The sequence below is a fragment of the Massilia mucilaginosa genome, from assembly GCF_011682145.1.
Taxonomy (GTDB): domain Bacteria; phylum Pseudomonadota; class Gammaproteobacteria; order Burkholderiales; family Burkholderiaceae_D; genus Telluria_A; species Telluria_A mucilaginosa.
Genome location: NZ_WHJH01000012.1, coordinates 125,153 through 144,538, shown reverse-complemented (window position 1 = coordinate 144,538; position 19,386 = coordinate 125,153). Strand labels below are relative to the sequence as shown.

The following is a 19,386-nucleotide window of genomic DNA, read 5'->3' as shown; positions in this document are numbered from 1 at the left end:
CACAGCGCCACGTACCTGAATCAATTACGTCATTGCGCACACTCATCATGTCTGCAATCGTGAAACGACTTCAACGATGCCCCTGCTGCAATGTGGCTCGATATAACTTATGACACAGTAAGATTAGTTGATGCTTGGCAAATACAGCGTCACGTGGTTTGCCGCGCGCACCAGCCGCACCGGTGCGCGCGGCGCAGTTCAACGAGGCCAGACCCAGCGCGAGGTCGCCGATCAACTCGGTGTCTCGGCCACCCTGGTCAACTTCATGATGCGCGATGCCATGCTGTCCTGCCGCGCCGCCGTCGCGGCGGCGTGATGCGGGCCGGCCGGCGTCACGCCCGGGCGGCGGACCTCGCGCACAAAAGTAGCATCTCGGCAAAATTCCACTGTTTCCTATGCGCATAATCCATTATCATGCCTTTTGTTGAGAATAAGTCTCATTCAAAAGGTGTCACATGATCTGGATCTCCATTGGCGCGGCCATTCTGGCCGCGCTGGCTCTTTACCTGGCCTCGCCGCATCAGTGCCTGTGGGCGGCGGCGCCCGGGCGCCTGCTGCGCGCGCTGGCGCTGCCGCTGTGCGCCGCCTCGGTGCTGGCGGCCAGCCATGGCTACGGCTTCTGGTGCGGCGTCTTCATTGCGCTGTCCGGGCTGATGCTGGCGCTGGTGACGCTGCCGTATGCGCACGCCTGGAGCCGGAGGCGCCATGTGGGGTAAATCGTTCGCCGCCATCTTCCTCGCGCCGCCGCTCGGCGTGGCGCTGGTGGGCTTGCTGGCACTGCTGAGCGGCAACCAGCAGCGCGACACCTTGCCGATCCTGCTGATGTTCTTCCCGGCCTGGGTGGGGGCGATGGCGCTGGCCTATCATTTCAAGACCGCCCTGCGTGCCTGGCTGTGGATGGGCGGCGCCACCCTGGCCGGCTTCGGCCTGATCCATGGACTGAAGGCGGCCGGCCTGCTGAGGGTGGCCGCATGAAATCGTCCACCCTGAAAACCTACATTGCGGTGCATACCTGGGTCGGCCTGGTGGCCGGCTTTGCCCTGTTCATCGCATTTTACGCCGGCGCGATCAGCGTCTTCAACAAGCAATTGCATACCTGGGAGACGCCCTCGTCGGCACGCGCGCCGATGCAGTCCGAGGCCGGCGCGCAAGCGCTGATCGACGCCGTCCTGCGCCAGCACCCGCAGGCAAAAGCGTCGTTCACCCTGCATCTGCCGAGCCTGAACGAACCGCATCTGACGCTCGACTGGCATGAGCAAACCAAGGAGGGCGGCGAGACCGAGCACCAGTTCCGCCTGGCGCCCGACGGCGCGCTGCTGGACGTCAAGCCGCAATCGGAGCTGTCGCATTTCCTGTTCCGCCTGCACTACACGGCCGGGCTGCCCGCAAGCTGGGGCATCTACGTGCTCGGCGTGGTCTGCATCCTGTACGGCCTGGCGCTGGCGTCCGGCGTGGTGGCGTACGCGCCGCTGTTCCTCAAGGATCTGTTCGCCCTGCGCGTGGGCAAAAACCTCAAGCGCATGTGGCAGGATGCGCATAATGTGATCGGAATCCTGTCGCTGCCCTTCTATATCGTGTTTGCCTGGAGCGGCGCGGTGCTGGCGCTGGGCGTGCTGCTGCTGGCGCCGTTCCAGTTCCTGGTCTTCGACGGCAAGCTGCTGCAATTGATCGAGCCCGATATTGCGGCCACAGCGCCCCTGAAAGCGGCCGGCGTGACCGCGCCGCTGCTGGGCGCGGACCAGTTGCTGGCGCGCGTACGCCAGGCGGCGCCGGGCATGGTGGTGGCGCAAGTGCACTATCAGCACGCGGGCGACGCCAATGCGCATGTCGTCGCGTATGGCGACATCGGACAGCGCACGCTGACCAGTTCCGCCGCCGTGGTGCTCCAGGCCGGCAGCGGCGCCGTGGTGCGCGTGATGACGCCGCAGCACTACAGCCCCGGCACGACCTTCCTGCGCGGCCTGCAAACGCTGCACTACGGGAATTTTGGCCATGCGGCGGTGCAGTGGGTGTATTTCCTGCTCGGACTGGCGGGCGCCTTCCTGTTCTACAGCGGGAACTTGCTGTGGATCGAGGCACGCCGCAAGCGGCTGGCGCAGCGCCAGCCGCTGAGCGGGCGCCTGATGGCCCAGGCCACCCTGGGCGTGTGCCTTGGCTGCGTGGCGGGTGTGTCGGCGGTTTTCCTGGTCAATAAACTGTTCCCCGCCGCGCCGGGCGAACTGCCGCTGTAGGAAGAGCGCGGCTATTACGCGGTGTTCCTGGCGGCCCTTGCATGGGCCTTCATTCGTCCGCCCGCGCGCGCCGCCTTTGAACTGCTGTCCTTGTGCGCCGCGCTGACCCTGGCCATTCCGCTGGCGCAGTGGGGTGCCAGCGGCGTCCATCCGCTGCTGTCGCTGTGGCGCGGCGAATGGGTGGTGGTGGGTGTGAACGCGGTGGCGCTGGTCGCCGGCTGCGCGTTCTGGACGATGGGGCGGGCGGCCCTCAGGCGCGGCCGCCATGGCGACCCGCACAGCGTGTGGTCGCTGCGCGCCGCCGACGCCGCGGTGGCGGCAGACCCGGCACAGCGCCGAGCCGCTTGACGGCCAGCGCCGCCCGGTCACGCAAGCAGCCGCGCCGCCCGGAGCGCTTGTCGTTCGCTTCCAGGGCGCCGATATGGCTCACGAGCGGCGGATTTTTGGGGATGGACCGGCCTCGCTTGCGCAGCGCACGCAGGTGCCATACAGCGACAGCGAGTGCTCGCGCAAGGCGAAGCCGAGCTTGCGGGCGACTTCTTCCTGGCGGTGTTCCAGGGCGTCGTCGCAGAATTCCTCCAGCTGGCCGCAGCTCGTGCAAACCAGGTGGTCGTGAAGGCCACCCTGGTTCAATTCGAACACGGCGACCGGCGATTCGAACTGGTTGCGTACCAGGATCCGGGCGTCGACCAGTTGCATCAGCACCCGGTAGACGGTGGCCAGTCCGATGTCGCTCGGTTCCCGGTGCAGAAGGAGATAGACCTCGTCCGCACTCATATGCTTGTGCTGGCCGTCCTGGAACAGCTGGAGTATGCGGACGCGTGGCAAGGTGGCCTTCAGGCCGGAGTCGCGCAATTCTTTTGGAATGTCCATACGCTTTCAAGCAAGTCAATGTGACACGCATCATCATGCGAATGAGAATCATTTACAATGGGGCGCGATACCGGAACGTGTCCGGCCCGCGTGCGCGGGCGCGCATCCAGGCCGGGGCCCATACCAGCGATAGGTCAGCGACGCGCGAGCGCAGTTCGCCCTGCTGGGCCTGGTAGTTGGTGTCGGCCGGGTCGTCCGTGAGCACATTGCTTTTGGTCAGGTTATACACGGCGGCGGACAACAGCAGCGTGCCGCCCTGGGGCTGGTAGCGCACGCCGGCTTCGAGCTGCTCGCCACGGCTTGGCTTGAAACGCTCGCCAAGACGGTTGACGCCGGCCTGGGGCGCGAACGACTGGCTGAAGCTGACGAATGGCGCAACGCCATTCCGGCCCAGGTAGACCAGGCCGGCGCGGCCGGTAAACGCCTTGGTCCGTTCATCATTGGCGTAGCAGTTCGATGGCGCGAAATAGCTGCACTCGGTCGCGCGCACGCGGTCCTGGCGGCCTCCCAGCAGCACCCACTTGCCCGCGATCTTCATCTGGTCCTGGAAATACAGGCCGAGCTGGCGCGTATCGGCCCGCCAGCCGCCGGCCGGCACGGGCGCGCCGGGGGTGCTGCCGTACACCGGCGCATACAGGTCGAGCGATGATCGGCGTGTCGGTCTTGGTGCCGGTGGCGCTGCGCCTGGCCACGTAGCCGGTGACCGGGCCGGCGGCGCTCTCCTGCCCGGTAACGGAGATCGGCGGCATGATCGCCGCGCCCTCCGTTTTTGCTTCGGCGGCGCCGGGCGCCAGGCCGAGGAAGCCGGCCTGGAGGGCCAGGACGATCGGCCTGGGCCGGATCGCGCGCAGGCCGTTCGGGTGTTGATGCGACAGGTGATGCTGATGCGGGAGGTTTAACATGCTTGCCCGGCAGGTTAGGATCGTCGCCTTGTTGCCAAAGCTAAGATGTCATGGATCGATAGCGCACGAAAGCGCCGGCCGCTTGCGCGGCCGGGCCGTGTCGATGGCGTAGACAATCCGGCAAAGCGTTTGTTTAGTGCCCGGACTGAAAAGCCAAGCCGCCGATATCACCCGGCCTGGCCGATCCTCCCGTGCCGACGGGCCGCGCCTCGCTGCCGCATCAGGGCGGTGCGGTGCGCCAACCGGTGCTTACCAGTTGTACTTCAAGCTCGCCCGCGCCGAGCGCGAAAGGCCCAGATAGCAGCTGTGGGTGGCGAAGCAGGAGGCGACATACTCCTTGTCCGCCACATTGTTCACGTGCAGTTCGGCCATCCAGGCCTTCATGCCCAAGCGGCCCAGGTCGTAGCGCAATGCCAGGTCGAACAGGGTGTGGCCGGGCGCGGCGAAGCTGTTGATCGTGTCGCCCTGCGTCTTGCCGGTGTAGCGCGCGCCCAGGCCCAGTCCCAGGCCCGCCAGCGCGCCGGCGCGCACGGAGTAGTTGGCCCACACGGATGCGCTGTGCGCGGGAATCTGCGCGCGCCGCTTGCCCAGGTCGGGGTTGTTGCTGCGCCTGACCTCGTCGTCCAGGTAAGTGTAGGCCGCCGTCAGGTCCAGGTCCTTGAGCAGCTGCGCCTTGCCTTCGAGCTCGATGCCGCGCGTGCGCACTTCGCCGGTCTGGATGCTGAACCCGGTGTGCTCGGGGTCGCCCGTGGTCATGTTTTGCTGGGTCAGGTCGAACAGCGCGAACGTGACCATATGGGCGCTGCCGGCGGGCTGGTACTTGAGGCCGGCTTCGACCTGCTTGCCCTTCATCGGTTCGAATATGCCGCCGTTGAATGCGCGCCCGCTGATCGGTTCGAACGAGGTGGCATAGCTGACGTACGGCGCGACGCCGCCGGCGAAGTTGTAGATCACGCCGACCCGGCCGGTGAAGGCGTCATCGTCCTGCAAGGTGGTGCTGTTGTTCAAGCGGTTGAGCGTGCGGCTGTGCGCCTGGTCGTGGCGGCCGCCCACCAGCAGCGAGAGGCTACCCAATTTGACCTGGTCCTGGACATATACGCCCAGCTGGCGTCCCACCACATCTTCGCTCTGGAACACGGCCTGCGCGGGAACAGCCTGCTTGTACTTCGGCGCGAACAGATCGAGCGCCGGCACGCCGTTGAATCCGAAATGGCGCACGGCGTCGTTGGTGCGGCGCTGGTAGTCGACCCCGGCCAGCAGCGTGTGCTTGAACGCGCCGCTCTTGAATGTCCATTCGAGCTGGTTGTCGAGATTGAGATTGGCGGCATCCTCGACGGCGGAAAAGGCGCTGCGGTTCAGGGTGCGGCGGTCCGGCGCGAGCGCGCGCCGGTACAGCCACCGCGAATCGAGTTCGTTGCGGCTGTAGCGCAGGTTCTGGCGCAAAGCCAGGGTGTCGCTCACGGCATGGCTGAACAGATAGCCGATCGAGGAGGTTGTGCGGTCCCAGTTCTCGAAGCCCGGATCGCCGACCCGGAGATCGCCGGCCACCCGGCCGCCCGGATTGCCGAACAGGCCGGCGGCGGGAATCACATTGACCAGGGTGGCGTTGATGTCGTCCTGCTGATAATGCGCCAGTGCGGTCAGCGAGGTCTTGCCGTTGGACCAGGTCAGCGACGGCGCCACGACCTTGCGCTTGCGTTTGGCGGGGTCCTGTTGCAGATGTTCGTCCAGGGCCAGGCCGGTCACGCGCCAGTGCAGATGCGACCCGATGGCGCCGCCCGCATCGACTCCGGCATCGACGTGCGAGCGGGTGCCGGCGCCGAGGCGCACTTCGTTGACCATGTCCGCACCGGCGCGCTTGCTGACCATGTTGACGATGCCGCCGGGCTGGGTCTGGCCGAACAGTACCGAGGCCGGGCCCTTGACCACATCGACCCGTTCGAGCAGATACGGGTCCAGATTGCCGCCGTCGTAGCCGGTACCTTGCAGCTTCATGCCGTCCAGGTATTCGTTGAACGAAAAGCCGGCGGTGCCGCCGCCGCCGAAGCCGCGCACGCGCACGCTGTTACCGCCGAACAGGGTGGTTTCACCGGTGCCGCCCGAGGTCACGCCGGCGCTGTAGGCGACGGCCTCGCCGAGGTCGCGCACGTTGCGCGCATCCATCTCGGCGCGCGTGATCACCGAGATCGCCTGCGGCGTTTCGATCAGCGGCGTGTCGGTCTTGGTCGCGGCGGCGCTGCGGCTGGCCACGTAGCCCTGCTCCTGGGCGCGCTCGCCGAAGATGCTGACGGTCGGCAGCACTGTCTCCTGCCTGGCGGCGGCGGCGTCCTGCGCATGGCTGGCGGAGGAGGCCAGGGCCAGGCCCAGGCATGCGGCCTGGAGGGCGGCGCTGATGGCGGTGCGCCGGAATGGCGCGGACTGTCGGGCTCGTTGCTGTGGTATGTTCATAGAGTGATTGACGACGGATGTGGAAATGAAATCGACAGGCCCGCGCCTGCCGATGCGCTCCCGGATGGAGCCGTGCGCGCCAGCGGCCGTCGGCCTGGCGTGCTGGTATAGCCGGTTCGGTGCAACAAGTCGGCGACGGTATGAGTCGGACCGATGCCATGAATGAGAATGATAGTGATTTTCATTAAGATTTCGGCTAGTATGACGTAGAAACGCGTTCTTTGTAGTAACTCGTGACAATTTCCCATGTCCAAATTCGGCTTTAGCGGGCGAGCGGCCCTGGCACGCGCATTGATCGGCGCGCTGGGCGGCTACGTCCTGGCAATTTCCTTCATGGCCGCCGGCTCCGGCGTCCTGCTGGCGAGCGGCATCATGCGGCGCGCCGATGCGGTCGTCAGCACCGGCATGCTGGCCTTTCTCGTCTGGACCATCGCCTTGCTGGTGGCCTTCGGCGCCGCCACCACCGCGCGCGCCGCGGCCTGGGTGCTGGGCGGCGCGCTCGGCTTCGCCCTGGTCGGCTGGGCCAGCCTGTCGCTGGCGGGCGCGGCATGACGGCGCACGCCGGCACGCCGCTGCCGCCGCGCCTGCGCCACGCCATGGACTACCTGCACACCTGGGCCGGGGTGCTGTGCTGCGCGCCGCTGTTTCTCGTGTTTTTCATGGGCACGCTTTCGGTGTTCGACCAGGAGCTCGACCGCTGGATGATGCCGGCCACCCGGGTGGCGCAGCCGGCGGCGGTGTCGTTCGACCGTCTGGCCCGGCCCCATCTGGAGCAACTGGCGCCCGGCGCCAGGCAATGGACCGTGCAATATCCCACCCGGCGCGCCCCCGCGATGCGCCTGAGCTGGTTTGAAAACGGCGCACTCCAGAGCCGCGATGTCGACGCCACGAGCGGCCGCTTGCTGCCGCCATCGGGCAGCAAGGGCGGCAGCGGATTCTTTTTCCCTTTTCATTACACCTTCCATCTCACCTGGATGGACCTCGGCTACTGGCTGCTGGCGCTGCTGTCGATTGCGATGCTGGCGCTGCTGGTGTCGGGTGTGATCATCCACAAGAAAATCTTCAGCGATTTTTTCGCCTTCCGTCCGGCCAAGTCGCGCCAGCGCGCCACGCTCGACCTGCATCACGTCTCGGCCGTGCTGCTGCTGCCGTTTCATTTCACCATCACGTTGACCGGCCTGATCATCATGGTGTTCGTGTATACCAAACCGGGCATTGCGCTGGTCTACGGCCAGCAGGCGGACCAGGCGACCCGCGAAGCGTTCGCCCTGGTGCGGCGCGAGCCATCCGGGCGGCGCGCCGAACTGGCCTCGGTCGATGCGATGGCGGCGCAGGCAAAGCAGCTCTGGGGCGGCGGCGAGATCCGCCGGGTCAGCGTGCGCAACCCGCACGATGCGCACGCCAGCGTCGACTTCCAGCGCCGTCCGCACGACCAGATCAGTTACGACACGCGGATGCTGACCTTCGACGGCGCCAGCGGCGCGCTGCTCGGGCGCTCGGAACTGTCGTCCACGCTCGCATTGCAGCGCTTTTTCACTGGCGTGCACATGCTGCCTTTCGACCATTGGCCGCTGCGCTGGCTGTATTTCGCGATGGGGCTGGCCAGCTGCGTGATGATCGGCACCGGCATGCTGCTGTGGGTGGAGAAGCGCCGGCTGCGGCAGGCAAAGGAAGGCCGCATCAGCTGCCTGGTGGTCAACGCGGTGGCGGCGGCGGGCAGCGTGGGCGTGCTGCTCGCGACCCTGGCCATGCTCGTGTCCAACAAGATCTTGCCCGAGGCAATTGCCGGGCGTGCGCTGCTGGAGCAAAGTACCTTCTTCCTGGTATGGATCGGCACCCTGGTCCATGCGCTGGCGCGGGCGTGGCAGCCACGCTCGCGTGGCGATCTCGGTACCGCGTGGCGCGAACAGGCCTGGACCAGCGCACTGCTTGCGCTGCTGGCCGTCGCGCTCAACGGCGTGCTCACAGGCGACCATCTGCTGCGCACCGTCAGCCACGGAAACATGGCCGTGGCCGGGACCGATCTGGTTCTGCTGGCCAGCGCGGCGCTGGCTGCGCTGACCGCGCGGCGCCTGCGTTCGCGCGGCACGGTAAAGGCGGGCGCTGGGCCATTGTTGAAGGAAGCGGCGCTATGAACGCGCCGCTGATGGCGGCGGGGTCCGCCTGTGCGGCATGGGCCGGCATGGCCGTGCTGTGTTTCCAGTCCTCCAGCCAGCGCCGCCGCCTGGGCCTGCGCGAACAGAGCGGGCGTGAGCAGTGGCGTTTCATCCTGGCCGGAACGGCCTTGCTCGCCATCTCGCTGGTGGCCGCCGTCAGCGCCGACGGTAGCCAGTTCGGTGTGCTGCTGTGGCTGTGCCAGACCGGGATGCTCGGCATGGCGCTGATCTGCTCGCTGCCGTTCGCGCGCAATGCGGTGATGGCCAGCGCGCGCCTCGCGGCGCTGCTTGCGCCGCTGTCGCTGGCCGCCGCAAGCGCGATGTAAGCCGGCGCTCGTTCAGGGCTCAGCGGCGTGGGCGGTGTCTGCGGCGTGGACGATCCGGCAAGAAGATTGTTGAGTCCTCGGCGCGCTGAACAGCATGCGCCTGTTCCTCATCCATGCGATCGCGCCGGGTTGCATGCTTCCGAGCAACGCGAGCGCCGCGCTTATCGCATGTTTCCAACAGCACGACACATTTCGCACCCACCCAGTTCGCATTTTCTTGTGTGTTCCCGTGAGCCGCCGTACACTGGTTTATCAGTTGGCGCAGGGAAACTATTCAGGTGACCTTGCCGTTCCCGATGATCGACCCCCATAAAGGATACACAATGAAAGCGCCTGCCTTCGTACTGCTCTCCCTCATGATCGCCAGCCTGGCCGGCGGCGCCGGCGCCGCGGAGGTGCTGGAAATCTCCGGCGGCACCACCCCGCAGAAAGACGTGCTCGAGCCGCGCGCGGCGGAAATCCTCAAGGCCACCGGCGTCGAGATCAAGGTCAACGGTGTCGGGACCGGCAACGGCATGGTCGCCCTGGCCGAGGGCAAAGTCAGCGTGGCGGCGGTCGGGGACACCCTGGCCGACTCGATCGAGGCCGGCAAAAAGGCCGCCAAGGCCGCCAGCAAGGACATCAAGATTCCGGACAACCTGGTATTCACGCAGATCGGAACAGACGAGCTGGTTGTCGTGGTGCACAAATCGAATGGCGTCACGGCACTGAGCAAGGCCCAGCTCAAGGATATGGCAACCGGCAAAATCACCAACTGGAAAGAAGTCGGCGGCGCCGACCTGCCGATCAAGGTGGTGGTGACCAAGGCGGGCATGATTCCGAGCCTGGTGTTCCAGAAAACCATCATGGATGGCGCCGAGTACGTCAAGGGGGCCCTGGAAGCGCAGTCGCCGCGCGAAGTGATCACCTGGGTCTCGCGCACGCCCGGCGGCTTCGGGCCGGCGGCCGACGTGCATGTCAAGGCCGGAGCGGGCGACAGCAAGACCATCGGCGCGCCTGCCATGTCGCGTCCGCTTGGGCTGGTCACCATCGGCGCCCCCACGGGCGCGGCCAAGAAGCTGGCCGACTACCTGAAAGTGAAGTAATTTCCCCAACCTTGCCGAGCCCCCGCCCATGTTATACAACGTCAATATCAGCACCCGCCTGATGATCCTGACCGGTACCTTGCTCACTGCGCTGGCCGTGGTGGGCCTGGTCGCCCTGCGCGGCCTGTCCGCCAGCAACGAGAGCATGCGCACCATTTATGAAGACAGCACCGTGCCGCTGGTCAGCCTGGGCGAGGTGCTGGGCGACATGTACCGCTCGCGCACCCTGGTGATCGGCGGCATGGGGGCGGAAAATTCGGAGGCGGCCGAGGTGTCCTACCGCGAGGTGGCGCTGGTCAATGCCAAGTTGAAAAAGAGCCTGGACAGCTACAAGCGCTCCTTGCAGTCGAGCGATGCGAAAGCCCAGGCCGGCCTCTTCGAAGCGGCGTGGGAGCAGTATGCCGCCGCCGGCGACAAGGTTGTCACCCTGGCCAAGAGCGGCGACTACGAGGCGGCCAGCGCCCAGCTCAAGGTCGACTCGGAAAAGAAATTCGAATCCGCGCGTACCGCCCTGCTGACCCGCATGGTGCAGCAAAAGGGCGAAGCCCAGGCCGCCTTTGCGGCCGCCGACAAGTCGAGCGCGACCACGCGCACGCTGATGCTGGCAACCCTGGGACTGGGCCTGGTGCTGGGGGCGTTTCTGTCGTACATCGTGATCGGTTCCATCAAGAAGCCCTTGCGGCGCGCGGTCGAAGTGGCCAACCGGGTCGCCACGGGCGACCTGAGCGAACATATCGACGTGACCTCCACCGATGAAACAGGGCAGTTGCTGGCGGCCCTGCGCGACATGGATGCCAGTCTCGAAAAAACCATCGGCAAGGTGCGCGCCGGTTCGGACCGGATCCTTTCGGCCTCGATCGAAATCGCCCGGGGCAATATGGACTTGTCCGGCCGCACCGAACAGCAGGCCAGTTCAATTGAAGAAACCACCGCCTCGATCATGGAATTGACCGACACGGTCAGGCGCAACGGCGACAACGCGCGCCAGGCCAACCAGCTGGCGCTGAGCGCTTCCGAGGTGGCGGAAAAAGGCGGCGCCGTGGTGTCGGAGGTGGTCTCGACGATGCGCTCGATCAACACCTCCTCGCGCCGCATTGTCGACATCATCAGCGTCATCGACGGCATCGCCTTCCAGACCAACATCCTGGCCCTGAACGCGGCGGTCGAAGCGGCGCGCGCCGGCGAGCAGGGGCGCGGCTTCGCCGTGGTGGCATCCGAGGTACGCAACCTGGCGCAGCGCTCGGCGGCGGCGGCGAAAGAAATCAAGACCCTGATCGAAGATTCGGTCGACATGGTCGACGCCGGGACCCGGCTTGTCGATCAGGCCGGCACCACCATGAACAATGTGGTGGCCAGCGTCCAGAAAGTGACCGACATCATGAAAGACATCGTCTCGGCCAGCCAGGAGCAGACCGCCGGGATCGAGCAGATCAACCAGGCCATCATCGAGATGGACCAGGTGACCCAGCAAAACGCCGCGCTGGTCGAACAGGCCGCCGCCGCCGCCCAGTCGATGCAGGAAGACGCGGCCGCGCTGGCCCAGGTGGCGCAGGCGTTCAAGCTCAGCGCGATCGAGGCGCGCCCGGCGCCGGGCGTGCTGGCCTTGCCGCGCTAGCGCCGCTCACGCGGCAGTGTCTGGCGCAAGCGGCGAGGGCGCCCTGGCGCGCGCCGAGAGCAAGATGGCGACGACGATCAGCGCCGCTCCGGCCAGCATGCGCGGCGCGGGCTGCTGCGCGAACAACCACCACGCGCAGGCGATCGCGTACACCGGTTCGAGCGCGATGATCATGCCCGCGCTGCGCGCGTTCAAGCGTTCCAGGCTCTTGACGAACAGGTATTGCGCGAGCCCCGTGCAGAACACGCCCAGCAAGGCCAGGTAGAGCCAGTCAAGGCGCGCTGGCGCACCGAGGCCGGCGGCCGCGAAGGGCGCCACCGCCAGCGTCACCACCAGGTTTTGCCAGAATGCGACTTGCAGGGCGTCCATGCCGCGCGTGCCGCGCCGGTTGGTCACCGCCAGCAGCGCGAAAGACAGGCCCGACAGCATGCCCCACAACAGGCCGACGCTGCCGCGGTCTCCCATATCGTACGACGGCGCGACCAGTATCAGGCCCAAGCTGACCAGGGCCAGCAGGGCCGCTTCCGGGGCGCCGATCCGTTCCCGGAACACCAGCGTGTCCAGCAGCGCGATGCATGCCGGGAAGCTGGCGAAGCCCAGGGTGGCGAGCGCCACGCCGCCGACTTTCACGGCGATGAAAAAGGTTATCCAGTGCGCCGCCAGCAGCAGGCCGCTCAGGATCACCATGCACAGCTTGTAGCGGTCGAGGCCGCGCAGCAGGGGGCGCTTTCGGGCAAGGGAAAACAGCGCCAGCGCGGCCACGGCGAACGCGGCGCGCCCGAACGTGATGACGGTGGCGTCGGCGTGGATCAGCACCCCGAAGATGCCGGTCAGGCCGAACAGGACCGCTGCGACATGCGCCATCGTCAGGGCGCTGCGATGGCTGGTCAAGGACGCGCCGCCCCAGCCGCTTGCGCGGCCTGCGGTTCGGGGATGGACGTTGCGGCATTCGCGCCGGAAATCATGATCATGGCGGGAACCTACCGGGGACGGGGAAAGCTGTCAAAGCCTTGACCCGTTGATCCCGCTTGCGCGATCCGGCGGTGCACGGCGTTTCGTGTCGATGTTCTTGAACGGCTAGTGTCCCGAGTTGGAAATTCGTTGATGACTAAATATGGCGAAATCGCACCGAGACAAGGAACAAAGCGCAGACAGGCAAATGCCTGGCGAGCATTTGTGACGCGGTATCGGCGCGATTATCGCCATATTTATTCAACGAATTTCTGACTCGGGACACTATGCCGGACCGGCCTTGAGGAGCGTCCAGTCGAAGGGCGCGTCGGAGACGGTCGGGATGGCGCCGCGCACAGTCAGCTGCGGCGGCGCGCCATCGAGGCGTTCGGCGCACAGGGCGAGCAGGTAGCCGGGCGCCGGCCGGAACTGCCAGAAACGCCAGCGTTCGGCATCGTCGCCCAGATCGGCTTCGATGGACAGGCGCACCTGGCGCTCGTCCGGAAAATCGAAGCTGAAGCGGTCGAGCGGAATCGACAGGCCCATGCCGCGCGCCTTGATGTAGGCCTCCTTGAAGGTCCAGTACTCGAAGAAACGGTCCTGGCGGCGTTCCTCCGGTACCGTGGCCAGCTCCGCCACTTCCGCCGGCGAGAAAAAATGCTCGGCGATGCCGCCCGACACCTGGCGCGTGCTCAGGTTCTCGACATCGACCCCCAGCATCCGGTTGCGCGTGACGGCCATGGCGATCAGGCCGCGCGTGTGCGAGAGGTTGAAGCCGAGCGTGCGCGCCTGCGCGTGCGCGTTGGCGATGGCGGGGCGGCCGTAGGCGTTGGGGGTGAAGATCCAGTCGGCCGGCGCCAGCGGAGCGTAGCGCGACAGCACGGTGCGCACCAGGGCGCGCGTGGCGAGGTAGCGCAGGCGGTCGTCGGCGAAGTGAAAACGCAGCTGCTGCGCGCGCTCCTGCTCGTTCAGCAGCGCCAGCAGGGCCGCTTGCAGGGCGGGCCCGGCGATTTGTTGGTAGAACACCAGCCAGACATGAATTTGCCCGGCGTCAAGCGGCAGGGCAGCGTCGGGCGGGGCGCCGCGGGGAGGACCGGAACTGTCTGGTGTCATCAGTGGCGCTTGCGCTATGAGGCTTGGGGAGGTGCCAAGTCTAGCAGAAGTGGCATGGGTGCAAGCAGCGGGAAGCATCACAGGCGGCGCCCGGTGCGGGCGCGCGCCGGGCATGCTTATTGCTCGTACGGATACTGTTCGACATACAGCGAATTTGGCGCCGGCCGCGCCGGGTGGTGCACCTCCACCCTGAAAATCGTGTTATCAGGCGCATTGTTAATCACGGGGATATTTTGGTTGGGGCAATGGAAGGTGATGGTATTGATCGTGATTTCGACAGCATGGCCGACTTGCGGGACCTGCTCGAACGTGCCCTCGTCATCGACTTCGACCGACACGACAAATGCTCCCATTCCTTCATCGTTATCTGCGAGACGCATGTTCATTTCCTTCATGGTTGGTTGGATGATTGGCGGGACCAGTGCGGATTGCCGCGCGGGGCGGCGCTGATCCGACGCTTGCCTCGCATGGCGAAGCAGCTTCAGTATCGAAGGATCGGCCGGGCTTTGCCATTACAGCGCATTACACCATTGCGCAGCTCTGCGCCAGCTCGCCGGCATGGCATTTTTACAACACTAGCCTCTCATCGAAAAGACTTTTAATTCTCAATAGTAAACAGTGTACGATTGCCAAGATCAGATTTTTTATGGTGGACGGTCAGCGCGCGCGTTGTTTTCGTCCACATCCAGGAGGGTTTTTCGCATGGCGGCGTTACGGAATCGGGATACTCGGCAGGTCATCTATCTGCGCTCCGCTCATGTATTCGGGCGCAATCCCGACAAGGCCGATTCGGTGCTGTTCAACCTGGACGCGTCGCAAATCCATGCCTCGATCAGGTGGGACGGCCATGCCTGGCTCGTCATCGATCACAGCCGTAACGGCACGTTCATCGACGACCAACGGATCGGCGGCGAGGCCGCGCTGGAAACGGGCCGCACGCTCCGCTTCGCGCTGGGCGACGCGGCCGGATGGGAAGTGGTCGCATTGGACCCGCCCTGCGCCATGCTGTTGCCGCCGCGCGCGGATATGCAGGCGCTCACCCTGCAGCGCTTCCACCTGCTCCCCGACGACCTTGCGCCCGAGTCGACCGTGGCGCTGTCGCCGGACGGCCAATGGCTGTGGGAAGACACCGCCGGCAGCAATGTGCTGCGCGACGGCGCGCCGGTGCGCATCGGCGCCGATGTCTGGACCTTCGCCGCGCTGTCCCAGATCGCGCCGACCTCGGACCTGGCGCAGATGGGCGCCGGTGCCGGCGCGCCGGTCCTGTTCAACTTCACCGTGAGCCAGAACGAAGAGCATATCTCGCTGACCATCGCCGAGGCGGGGCGCCGCGCCGACCTCGGCGAGCGCACCCACCACTACAGCCTGTTGACCCTGGCGCGCCTGCGCCTCGACGACGCGGCGCGCGGCACCGACGCGACCAGCCAGGGCTGGGTCGAAGTGGGGCGGCTGGCGCGCATGCTCGGGCTGGACGCGCAGCACCTCAATATCCAGATTTTCCGGGTCCGCAGCCAGATCGCGCGCGCCTTCCCCGACGGCGCCAATCTGTCGAACGTGATCGAACGCCGGCGCGGCGAAGTGCGCTTCGGCGCATTCGGTTTCCAGATCGTGCGCGGCGCCCAGCTCGAGGGTACCTTCACCCCGGACGCTACGCCGCCATCCGCGTTCAGCCAGACGCGCGCGGCCATGCAGGCGCAGTGTTGAACCAGGACGGGCGCGAGCCCATCGCGGTTGCCGGATACCAGCTCATCCGCCTGCTCGGCGAGGGCGGGGCGGGCACCGTCTACAAGGCGCGCCAGCAAAGCACCGGCCAGATCGTCGCGCTCAAGCTGCTGCGGGGCTGCGCCGGCCAGGATGCCGCGCGCGCCAGGCGCCTGGCCGAGCGCTTCGAGCGCGAAACGCAGCTGTGCGGGCAGTTGCACCATCCGCACCTGGTGCGCCTGCTTGACAAGGGCACCACCGCCAGCATGCAGCTGTACGCGGTGTTCGAGTTCGTGCCGGGCGAAACCCTCAAGGAGCTGTTGCAGCGCAAGGGCGCGATGAACGCGGCGCTGGCCGGCGAATTGATGGGACAGGTGCTCGATGCGCTGGCGTGCGCCCATGCGCAAGGCATCGCCCACCGCGACCTCAAGCCGCATAACATCATGATCACCACCACCGGCGCGCGCACGCACGCCAAGGTGCTCGATTTCGGCATCGCCGCCTTCGTCGCCGAGCGCCAGCACGGCGAAGCGCGCGGCGTGACGCTGACCCAGGAAACCATGTGCTCGCCGTCGTACAGCGCACCCGAACAGCTGCGCGGCGAGCCGCCCAGCGTCAAGAGCGATCTGTACGCATGGGGACTGGTGCTGCTCGAATGCCTGACCGGCCAGCCGGCGGTGCAGGGCGTCACGCTGGCCGCGATCTTTCATCAGCAATTGAGCGCCGCCGAGATTGCGCTGCCGCCGGCCCTGCTGGGCCATCCGCTGGGCGGCTTGCTGCGCCGCGTGCTGCGCAAGAATCCGCTGGACCGGGCCGAAAGCGCCTGCGCCGTGCATGCCGATTTCCTGCAGCTTAACCTGGCCGGCATCGTCGGCCCGCTTGGCGGGCAGAAGGCCGAGGCCGGCGCGGCCGGCGGCCTGACCGCGCCCTACCATCCCGGCGCGGCGGCGCCGGCTTACGAGCGGCGCCAGATCACCGTGCTGTGCTGCACGCTGTTCCTGAGCAGTACCAGCGAACACGAACTGGAGGCCAGCGAGGCCCTGCAGCGCGACCAGATCGGCTTGTGCATCGACACGGCCGTGCGCTACGGCGGCCATGTCGCCGGCGCGCTCGGCGCCGGCCTGATGATGTATTTCGGGTATCCGCAGCCGAGCGACAGCGCCGCGCGCCGCGCCGCCCGCACCGCCCTCGAACTGGTGAGCCAGGCCAGGCGCCGCGCGCCGCTGCTGGAGCTGCAAGGGTTCCGCCTGTCGATCCGGCTCGGCATCCACACCGGCATGGTGCTGGTGCGGCCCGGCTACCTGCCGGGCGGCAGCACCCCCAACACCGCGCTGCTGCTTGAGCAGGCCGCGCCGCCCGGTACGGTGATGGTCAGCCTGGCCGCGCGCCGCATGCTCGACCCGTACATCGAATGCGATGCGGCCGGCTTTTGCCACGCCGATCCCGGCGCCGCGCCGCTGCCCATGTATGCGCTGGCCGGCGAATATCCGGCCGAAGCGGCGCAGTCCTGGCGCGGCGGGGGCGTGCGCGCCGCCCTGGTCGGGCGCGGCGCCGAACTGGCGCGCCTCGACCAGGTCTGGCACGCGGCGCGCGCCGGGCGCGGCAATGCCATCCTGATCCAGGGCGAGGCCGGGATCGGCAAGTCGCGCCTGGCCGCCGAACTGGCCATCGCGGCGCGCGCGGCCGGGCATGCCGCGCCCGAATGCCGCTGCCTGCCGGAACACCGCAACCAGGCCTTGCGTCCATTCCTGGACCTGGTGAAAAACCACTGGCGCCTGCACGACGGCGATGCGCCCGATGTCGCGGCCGAGCGCTTGCGCGCGGCGCTCGGCCGCTGCGGCCCGGTCTCGCCGTGGGCGCTGCCGATCCTGTGCTCCTGGCTCGGATTGCCGCTGCCGCCGGCCGGCGCCGACATGCCGCTGTCGGCCGAACGCCAGAAGCAGGTCTTGCTGGAAGCCTTGCGCGGCCTGGTCTTGCAGATGGGCGATGGCCAGCCCTTCGTGCTCGTGATCGAGGATGTGCACTGGATCGACCAGACCAGTTTCGAGCTGCTGGGCGCGCTGCTGCCGGCGCTGGGCGGGCAGGCGCTGCTGCTGGCGCTGACGGCGCGCCCGGAATTCGACAGTCCGTGGGAGGCCGCGCGCGTGCCCGTCCTGGCGCTCGCGCGCCTGGCGCAGGACGATGCCGGGCAGCTGGTGGGGGACTTGCTGAGCGGCGCGCGGCTCGACGACAGCGCCTTGCGCTACCTGCTCGAACGCAGCGACGGCGTGCCCCTGTTCGTCGAGGAGCTGACCCGCACGCTGGTCGAACACAAGCTGCTGGTGGCCGAGGACGGGGTGTACCGCCTTGCCGGCGGCGCCGACACGGCGGCCATCCCGGTGACGCTGCGCGACTTGCTGGCGGCGCGCCTGGCCGGCATGGGCGGCGCGCGCGAAACGGCGCAGCTGGCGGCGGCGATCGGGCGCGAGTTCGCGCACGCCCTGCTGGTCGAGGTGGCGCTGGTCGACGAGGCCAGCCTGCAGGCCGACCTGGACGCCCTGATCGCGGCCGACCTGATCAACCGGCGCCGGCGCGTGCAGGGCGACAGCTATGTGTTCCGCCACGCCCTGATCCGCGACGCCGCCTACGATGCGCTGCCGCGCGCCGTGCAGCGCCAGACCCACGCCCGCATCGCGCGCCGCCTGGCCGGCGGCACGCAAGCCGAGGTCGAGGCGGCGCTGGCCGAGCTGGCCCGCCACCACGCCGCCGCCGACGAATTTTCCAGCGCCGTCGCGTACGGCAACCGGGCCGCGCGCGCGCTGCTCGAACGCGCGCTGCACGACGACGCCATCGAACTGGCCACGAGGGTCGAGCAGTGGAGCACCCGGATCGATGGCGCCGCCAGGCGCGAGGCCGACCTGGCCAGCGCGATCACCCTGACCAACGCGCTGATGTCGAAATACGGTTGGGCCAACGGGCGCGTGCGCAGCCTGGCCGAGCGCACCCTCGGGCTGGCCGAGGCCAGTCCCGATCCGCGCCAGCGCGTGCCGATCCTGTGGATGCTGGCCTTCTATCATCACGTGGCCAGCAACCGCGCCACCGTGCGCCAGCTGGTCGCCCAGCTCGACCTGCTGTGCGTCAAGGCGGCCGGGGATGGCCTGGACGTGGCCGCCGCGACCCTGCGCGGCGTGGCCAACTGGATCGATGGCGACCTGGCCGGCGCGCGCGCCGCGTTCGTCATGGCGATCGACGGCTACGATGCGCAGGCGCATGCGGGGCACGCGTATCAGTTCGGCCTCGACACGCGCGTCTGGGCCAGCGCCGGGCTGGCCCAGGTGCTCTGGTTCGCCGGCGCCGACCAGGCCGACGAGGCCGCGGCGCTGGCGCTGGCCCACACCGCGCTCGGGCATGCGCGCACCCTGCGCCACATTCCCTCGATCGGCGTGGCCCTGATGTATCTGTGCTTCCTGCACCAGTACCGCGGCGACCTGGACGCGACGCGCGCGGTCAGCGCCGAGATGCTCGAGCTGGCCGGCAAGTACGGTTTGCCGGCGGTGCAGGGCTACGCGGCGGCCATGAACAGCTGGGCCTGTTCCGACCTGGCCCGGACCGAACAGGTGCTCGACGCCCTCGGGCGCACCGGCTGCATGCTGGGCCTGAGCTACCTCGGGGCCATGGCGGCGCAGCTGCACGAGCGCGCCGGCGACAGCGCGGGTGCGCTGGCGCGCATCGAACAAAGCCTGGCGCTGTGCGACCAGGTCGAAGAACGCTACTTCAAGCCCGAGATGCTGCGCCAGCGCGCGCACTACCGCGGCAGCGCCGGCCCGGCCGCGCGCGCCGCCAGCTGCGCCGACCTGGAGCTGGCCATTGTGCTGGCCCGCGCCGGCGGCATGGGGCGCAGCCTGCGCGAGGCCCAGCGCGCGCTCGATGCGCTGCGGGCGGCACGGCGCGCGCCAGGCATGGCGACGATCAACGCAGTCAAATTTGTCCAACCTCAGGAGTGATG

General features: G+C 67.6%; 17 protein-coding genes and 1 pseudogene. 12 read left to right on the top strand and 6 right to left on the bottom strand.

Annotated elements, in window-relative coordinates; genetic code table 11:
• Positions 1-205 precede the first annotated feature (205 nt).
• The 5 genes and pseudogenes from F2P45_RS36180 to F2P45_RS36175 form a co-directional block, all read left to right on the top strand.
• A pseudogene (locus F2P45_RS36180) lies at positions 206-316 on the top strand (RNA polymerase factor sigma-70); the annotation flags it as partial.
• Between the two features lie 139 nt (positions 317-455).
• Complete coding sequence (locus F2P45_RS13050; RefSeq protein WP_166875303.1) at positions 456-716, top strand: hypothetical protein; 261 nt, start codon at positions 456-458, stop codon at positions 714-716.
• The gene (locus F2P45_RS13045) at positions 706-975 is read left to right on the top strand and encodes a hypothetical protein (RefSeq protein WP_166875301.1); all 270 of its coding nucleotides are present in this window, start codon (positions 706-708) and stop codon (positions 973-975) included. The genes F2P45_RS13050 and F2P45_RS13045 overlap by 11 nt, the downstream gene beginning before the upstream one ends.
• Complete coding sequence (locus tag F2P45_RS13040; RefSeq protein WP_229505061.1) at positions 972-2,231, top strand: PepSY-associated TM helix domain-containing protein; 1,260 nt, start codon at positions 972-974, stop codon at positions 2,229-2,231. Before F2P45_RS13045 ends, F2P45_RS13040 begins: the two co-directional genes overlap by 4 nt.
• A 21-nt stretch (positions 2,232-2,252) precedes the next feature.
• Positions 2,253-2,579: a hypothetical protein gene (locus F2P45_RS36175; RefSeq protein ID WP_229505060.1), complete on the top strand. Its 327-nt coding sequence runs from the start codon at positions 2,253-2,255 to the stop codon at positions 2,577-2,579.
• A gap of 78 nt (positions 2,580-2,657) precedes the next feature.
• Here F2P45_RS36175 and fur read toward each other — a convergent pair whose 3' ends face one another.
• The 3 genes from fur to F2P45_RS13025 all read right to left on the bottom strand — a co-directional run bounded on the left by fur (position 2,658) and on the right by F2P45_RS13025 (position 6,454).
• On the bottom strand, positions 2,658-3,104 hold the full coding sequence (gene fur / locus F2P45_RS13035; RefSeq protein WP_166875298.1) for a ferric iron uptake transcriptional regulator: 447 nt from the start codon (positions 3,102-3,104) through the stop codon (positions 2,658-2,660).
• Positions 3,105-3,156: 52 nt separating this feature from the next.
• On the bottom strand, positions 3,157-3,741 hold the full coding sequence (locus F2P45_RS13030) for a TonB-dependent siderophore receptor (protein ID WP_166875339.1): 585 nt from the start codon (positions 3,739-3,741) through the stop codon (positions 3,157-3,159).
• A gap of 514 nt (positions 3,742-4,255) precedes the next feature.
• Positions 4,256-6,454, bottom strand: a complete 2,199-nt coding sequence (locus F2P45_RS13025) for a TonB-dependent siderophore receptor (RefSeq protein ID WP_166875295.1) — start codon at positions 6,452-6,454, stop codon at positions 4,256-4,258.
• A gap of 246 nt (positions 6,455-6,700) precedes the next feature.
• On the opposite strand from F2P45_RS13025, the gene F2P45_RS13020 reads away from it, so the two are divergent.
• The 5 genes from F2P45_RS13020 to F2P45_RS36985 all read left to right on the top strand — a co-directional run bounded on the left by F2P45_RS13020 (position 6,701) and on the right by F2P45_RS36985 (position 11,636).
• Positions 6,701-7,006 carry an iron transporter gene (locus tag F2P45_RS13020; RefSeq protein ID WP_166875292.1) on the top strand — a complete coding sequence of 102 codons (306 nt, stop codon included), beginning with the start codon at positions 6,701-6,703 and terminating at the stop codon, positions 7,004-7,006.
• On the top strand, positions 7,003-8,589 hold the full coding sequence (locus tag F2P45_RS13015; protein WP_166875289.1) for a PepSY-associated TM helix domain-containing protein: 1,587 nt from the start codon (positions 7,003-7,005) through the stop codon (positions 8,587-8,589). The genes F2P45_RS13020 and F2P45_RS13015 overlap by 4 nt, the downstream gene beginning before the upstream one ends.
• Positions 8,586-8,936: a DUF3325 family protein gene (locus F2P45_RS13010; RefSeq protein WP_166875287.1), complete on the top strand. Its 351-nt coding sequence runs from the start codon at positions 8,586-8,588 to the stop codon at positions 8,934-8,936. Before F2P45_RS13015 ends, F2P45_RS13010 begins: the two co-directional genes overlap by 4 nt.
• A gap of 323 nt (positions 8,937-9,259) precedes the next feature.
• Positions 9,260-10,021, top strand: coding sequence for a substrate-binding domain-containing protein (locus F2P45_RS13005; protein ID WP_166875283.1), 762 nt, complete (start codon positions 9,260-9,262; stop codon positions 10,019-10,021).
• Between the two features lie 28 nt (positions 10,022-10,049).
• Positions 10,050-11,636: a methyl-accepting chemotaxis protein gene (locus F2P45_RS36985; protein ID WP_166875281.1), complete on the top strand. Its 1,587-nt coding sequence runs from the start codon at positions 10,050-10,052 to the stop codon at positions 11,634-11,636.
• A gap of 6 nt (positions 11,637-11,642) precedes the next feature.
• Here the strand turns inward: F2P45_RS36985 and F2P45_RS12995 are convergent, their stop codons facing one another.
• The 3 genes from F2P45_RS12995 to F2P45_RS12985 form a co-directional block, all read right to left on the bottom strand.
• The gene (locus F2P45_RS12995; protein ID WP_370663242.1) at positions 11,643-12,527 is read right to left on the bottom strand and encodes a DMT family transporter; all 885 of its coding nucleotides are present in this window, start codon (positions 12,525-12,527) and stop codon (positions 11,643-11,645) included.
• A 345-nt stretch (positions 12,528-12,872) separates the two neighbouring features.
• The gene (locus F2P45_RS12990) at positions 12,873-13,700 is read right to left on the bottom strand and encodes a 4'-phosphopantetheinyl transferase family protein (protein WP_166875279.1); all 828 of its coding nucleotides are present in this window, start codon (positions 13,698-13,700) and stop codon (positions 12,873-12,875) included.
• A gap of 116 nt (positions 13,701-13,816) precedes the next feature.
• On the bottom strand, positions 13,817-14,080 hold the full coding sequence (locus tag F2P45_RS12985; protein WP_166875276.1) for a hypothetical protein: 264 nt from the start codon (positions 14,078-14,080) through the stop codon (positions 13,817-13,819).
• A 322-nt stretch (positions 14,081-14,402) separates the two neighbouring features.
• On the opposite strand from F2P45_RS12985, the gene F2P45_RS12980 reads away from it, so the two are divergent.
• A complete protein-coding gene (locus tag F2P45_RS12980) occupies positions 14,403-15,404 on the top strand; it encodes an FHA domain-containing protein (RefSeq protein ID WP_166875273.1) in 1,002 nt (333 codons plus the stop codon).
• On the top strand, positions 15,398-19,384 hold the full coding sequence (locus F2P45_RS12975) for a TOMM system kinase/cyclase fusion protein (protein WP_166875270.1): 3,987 nt from the start codon (positions 15,398-15,400) through the stop codon (positions 19,382-19,384). The genes F2P45_RS12980 and F2P45_RS12975 overlap by 7 nt, the downstream gene beginning before the upstream one ends.
• The last annotated feature ends 2 nt before the right edge of the window (positions 19,385-19,386 follow it).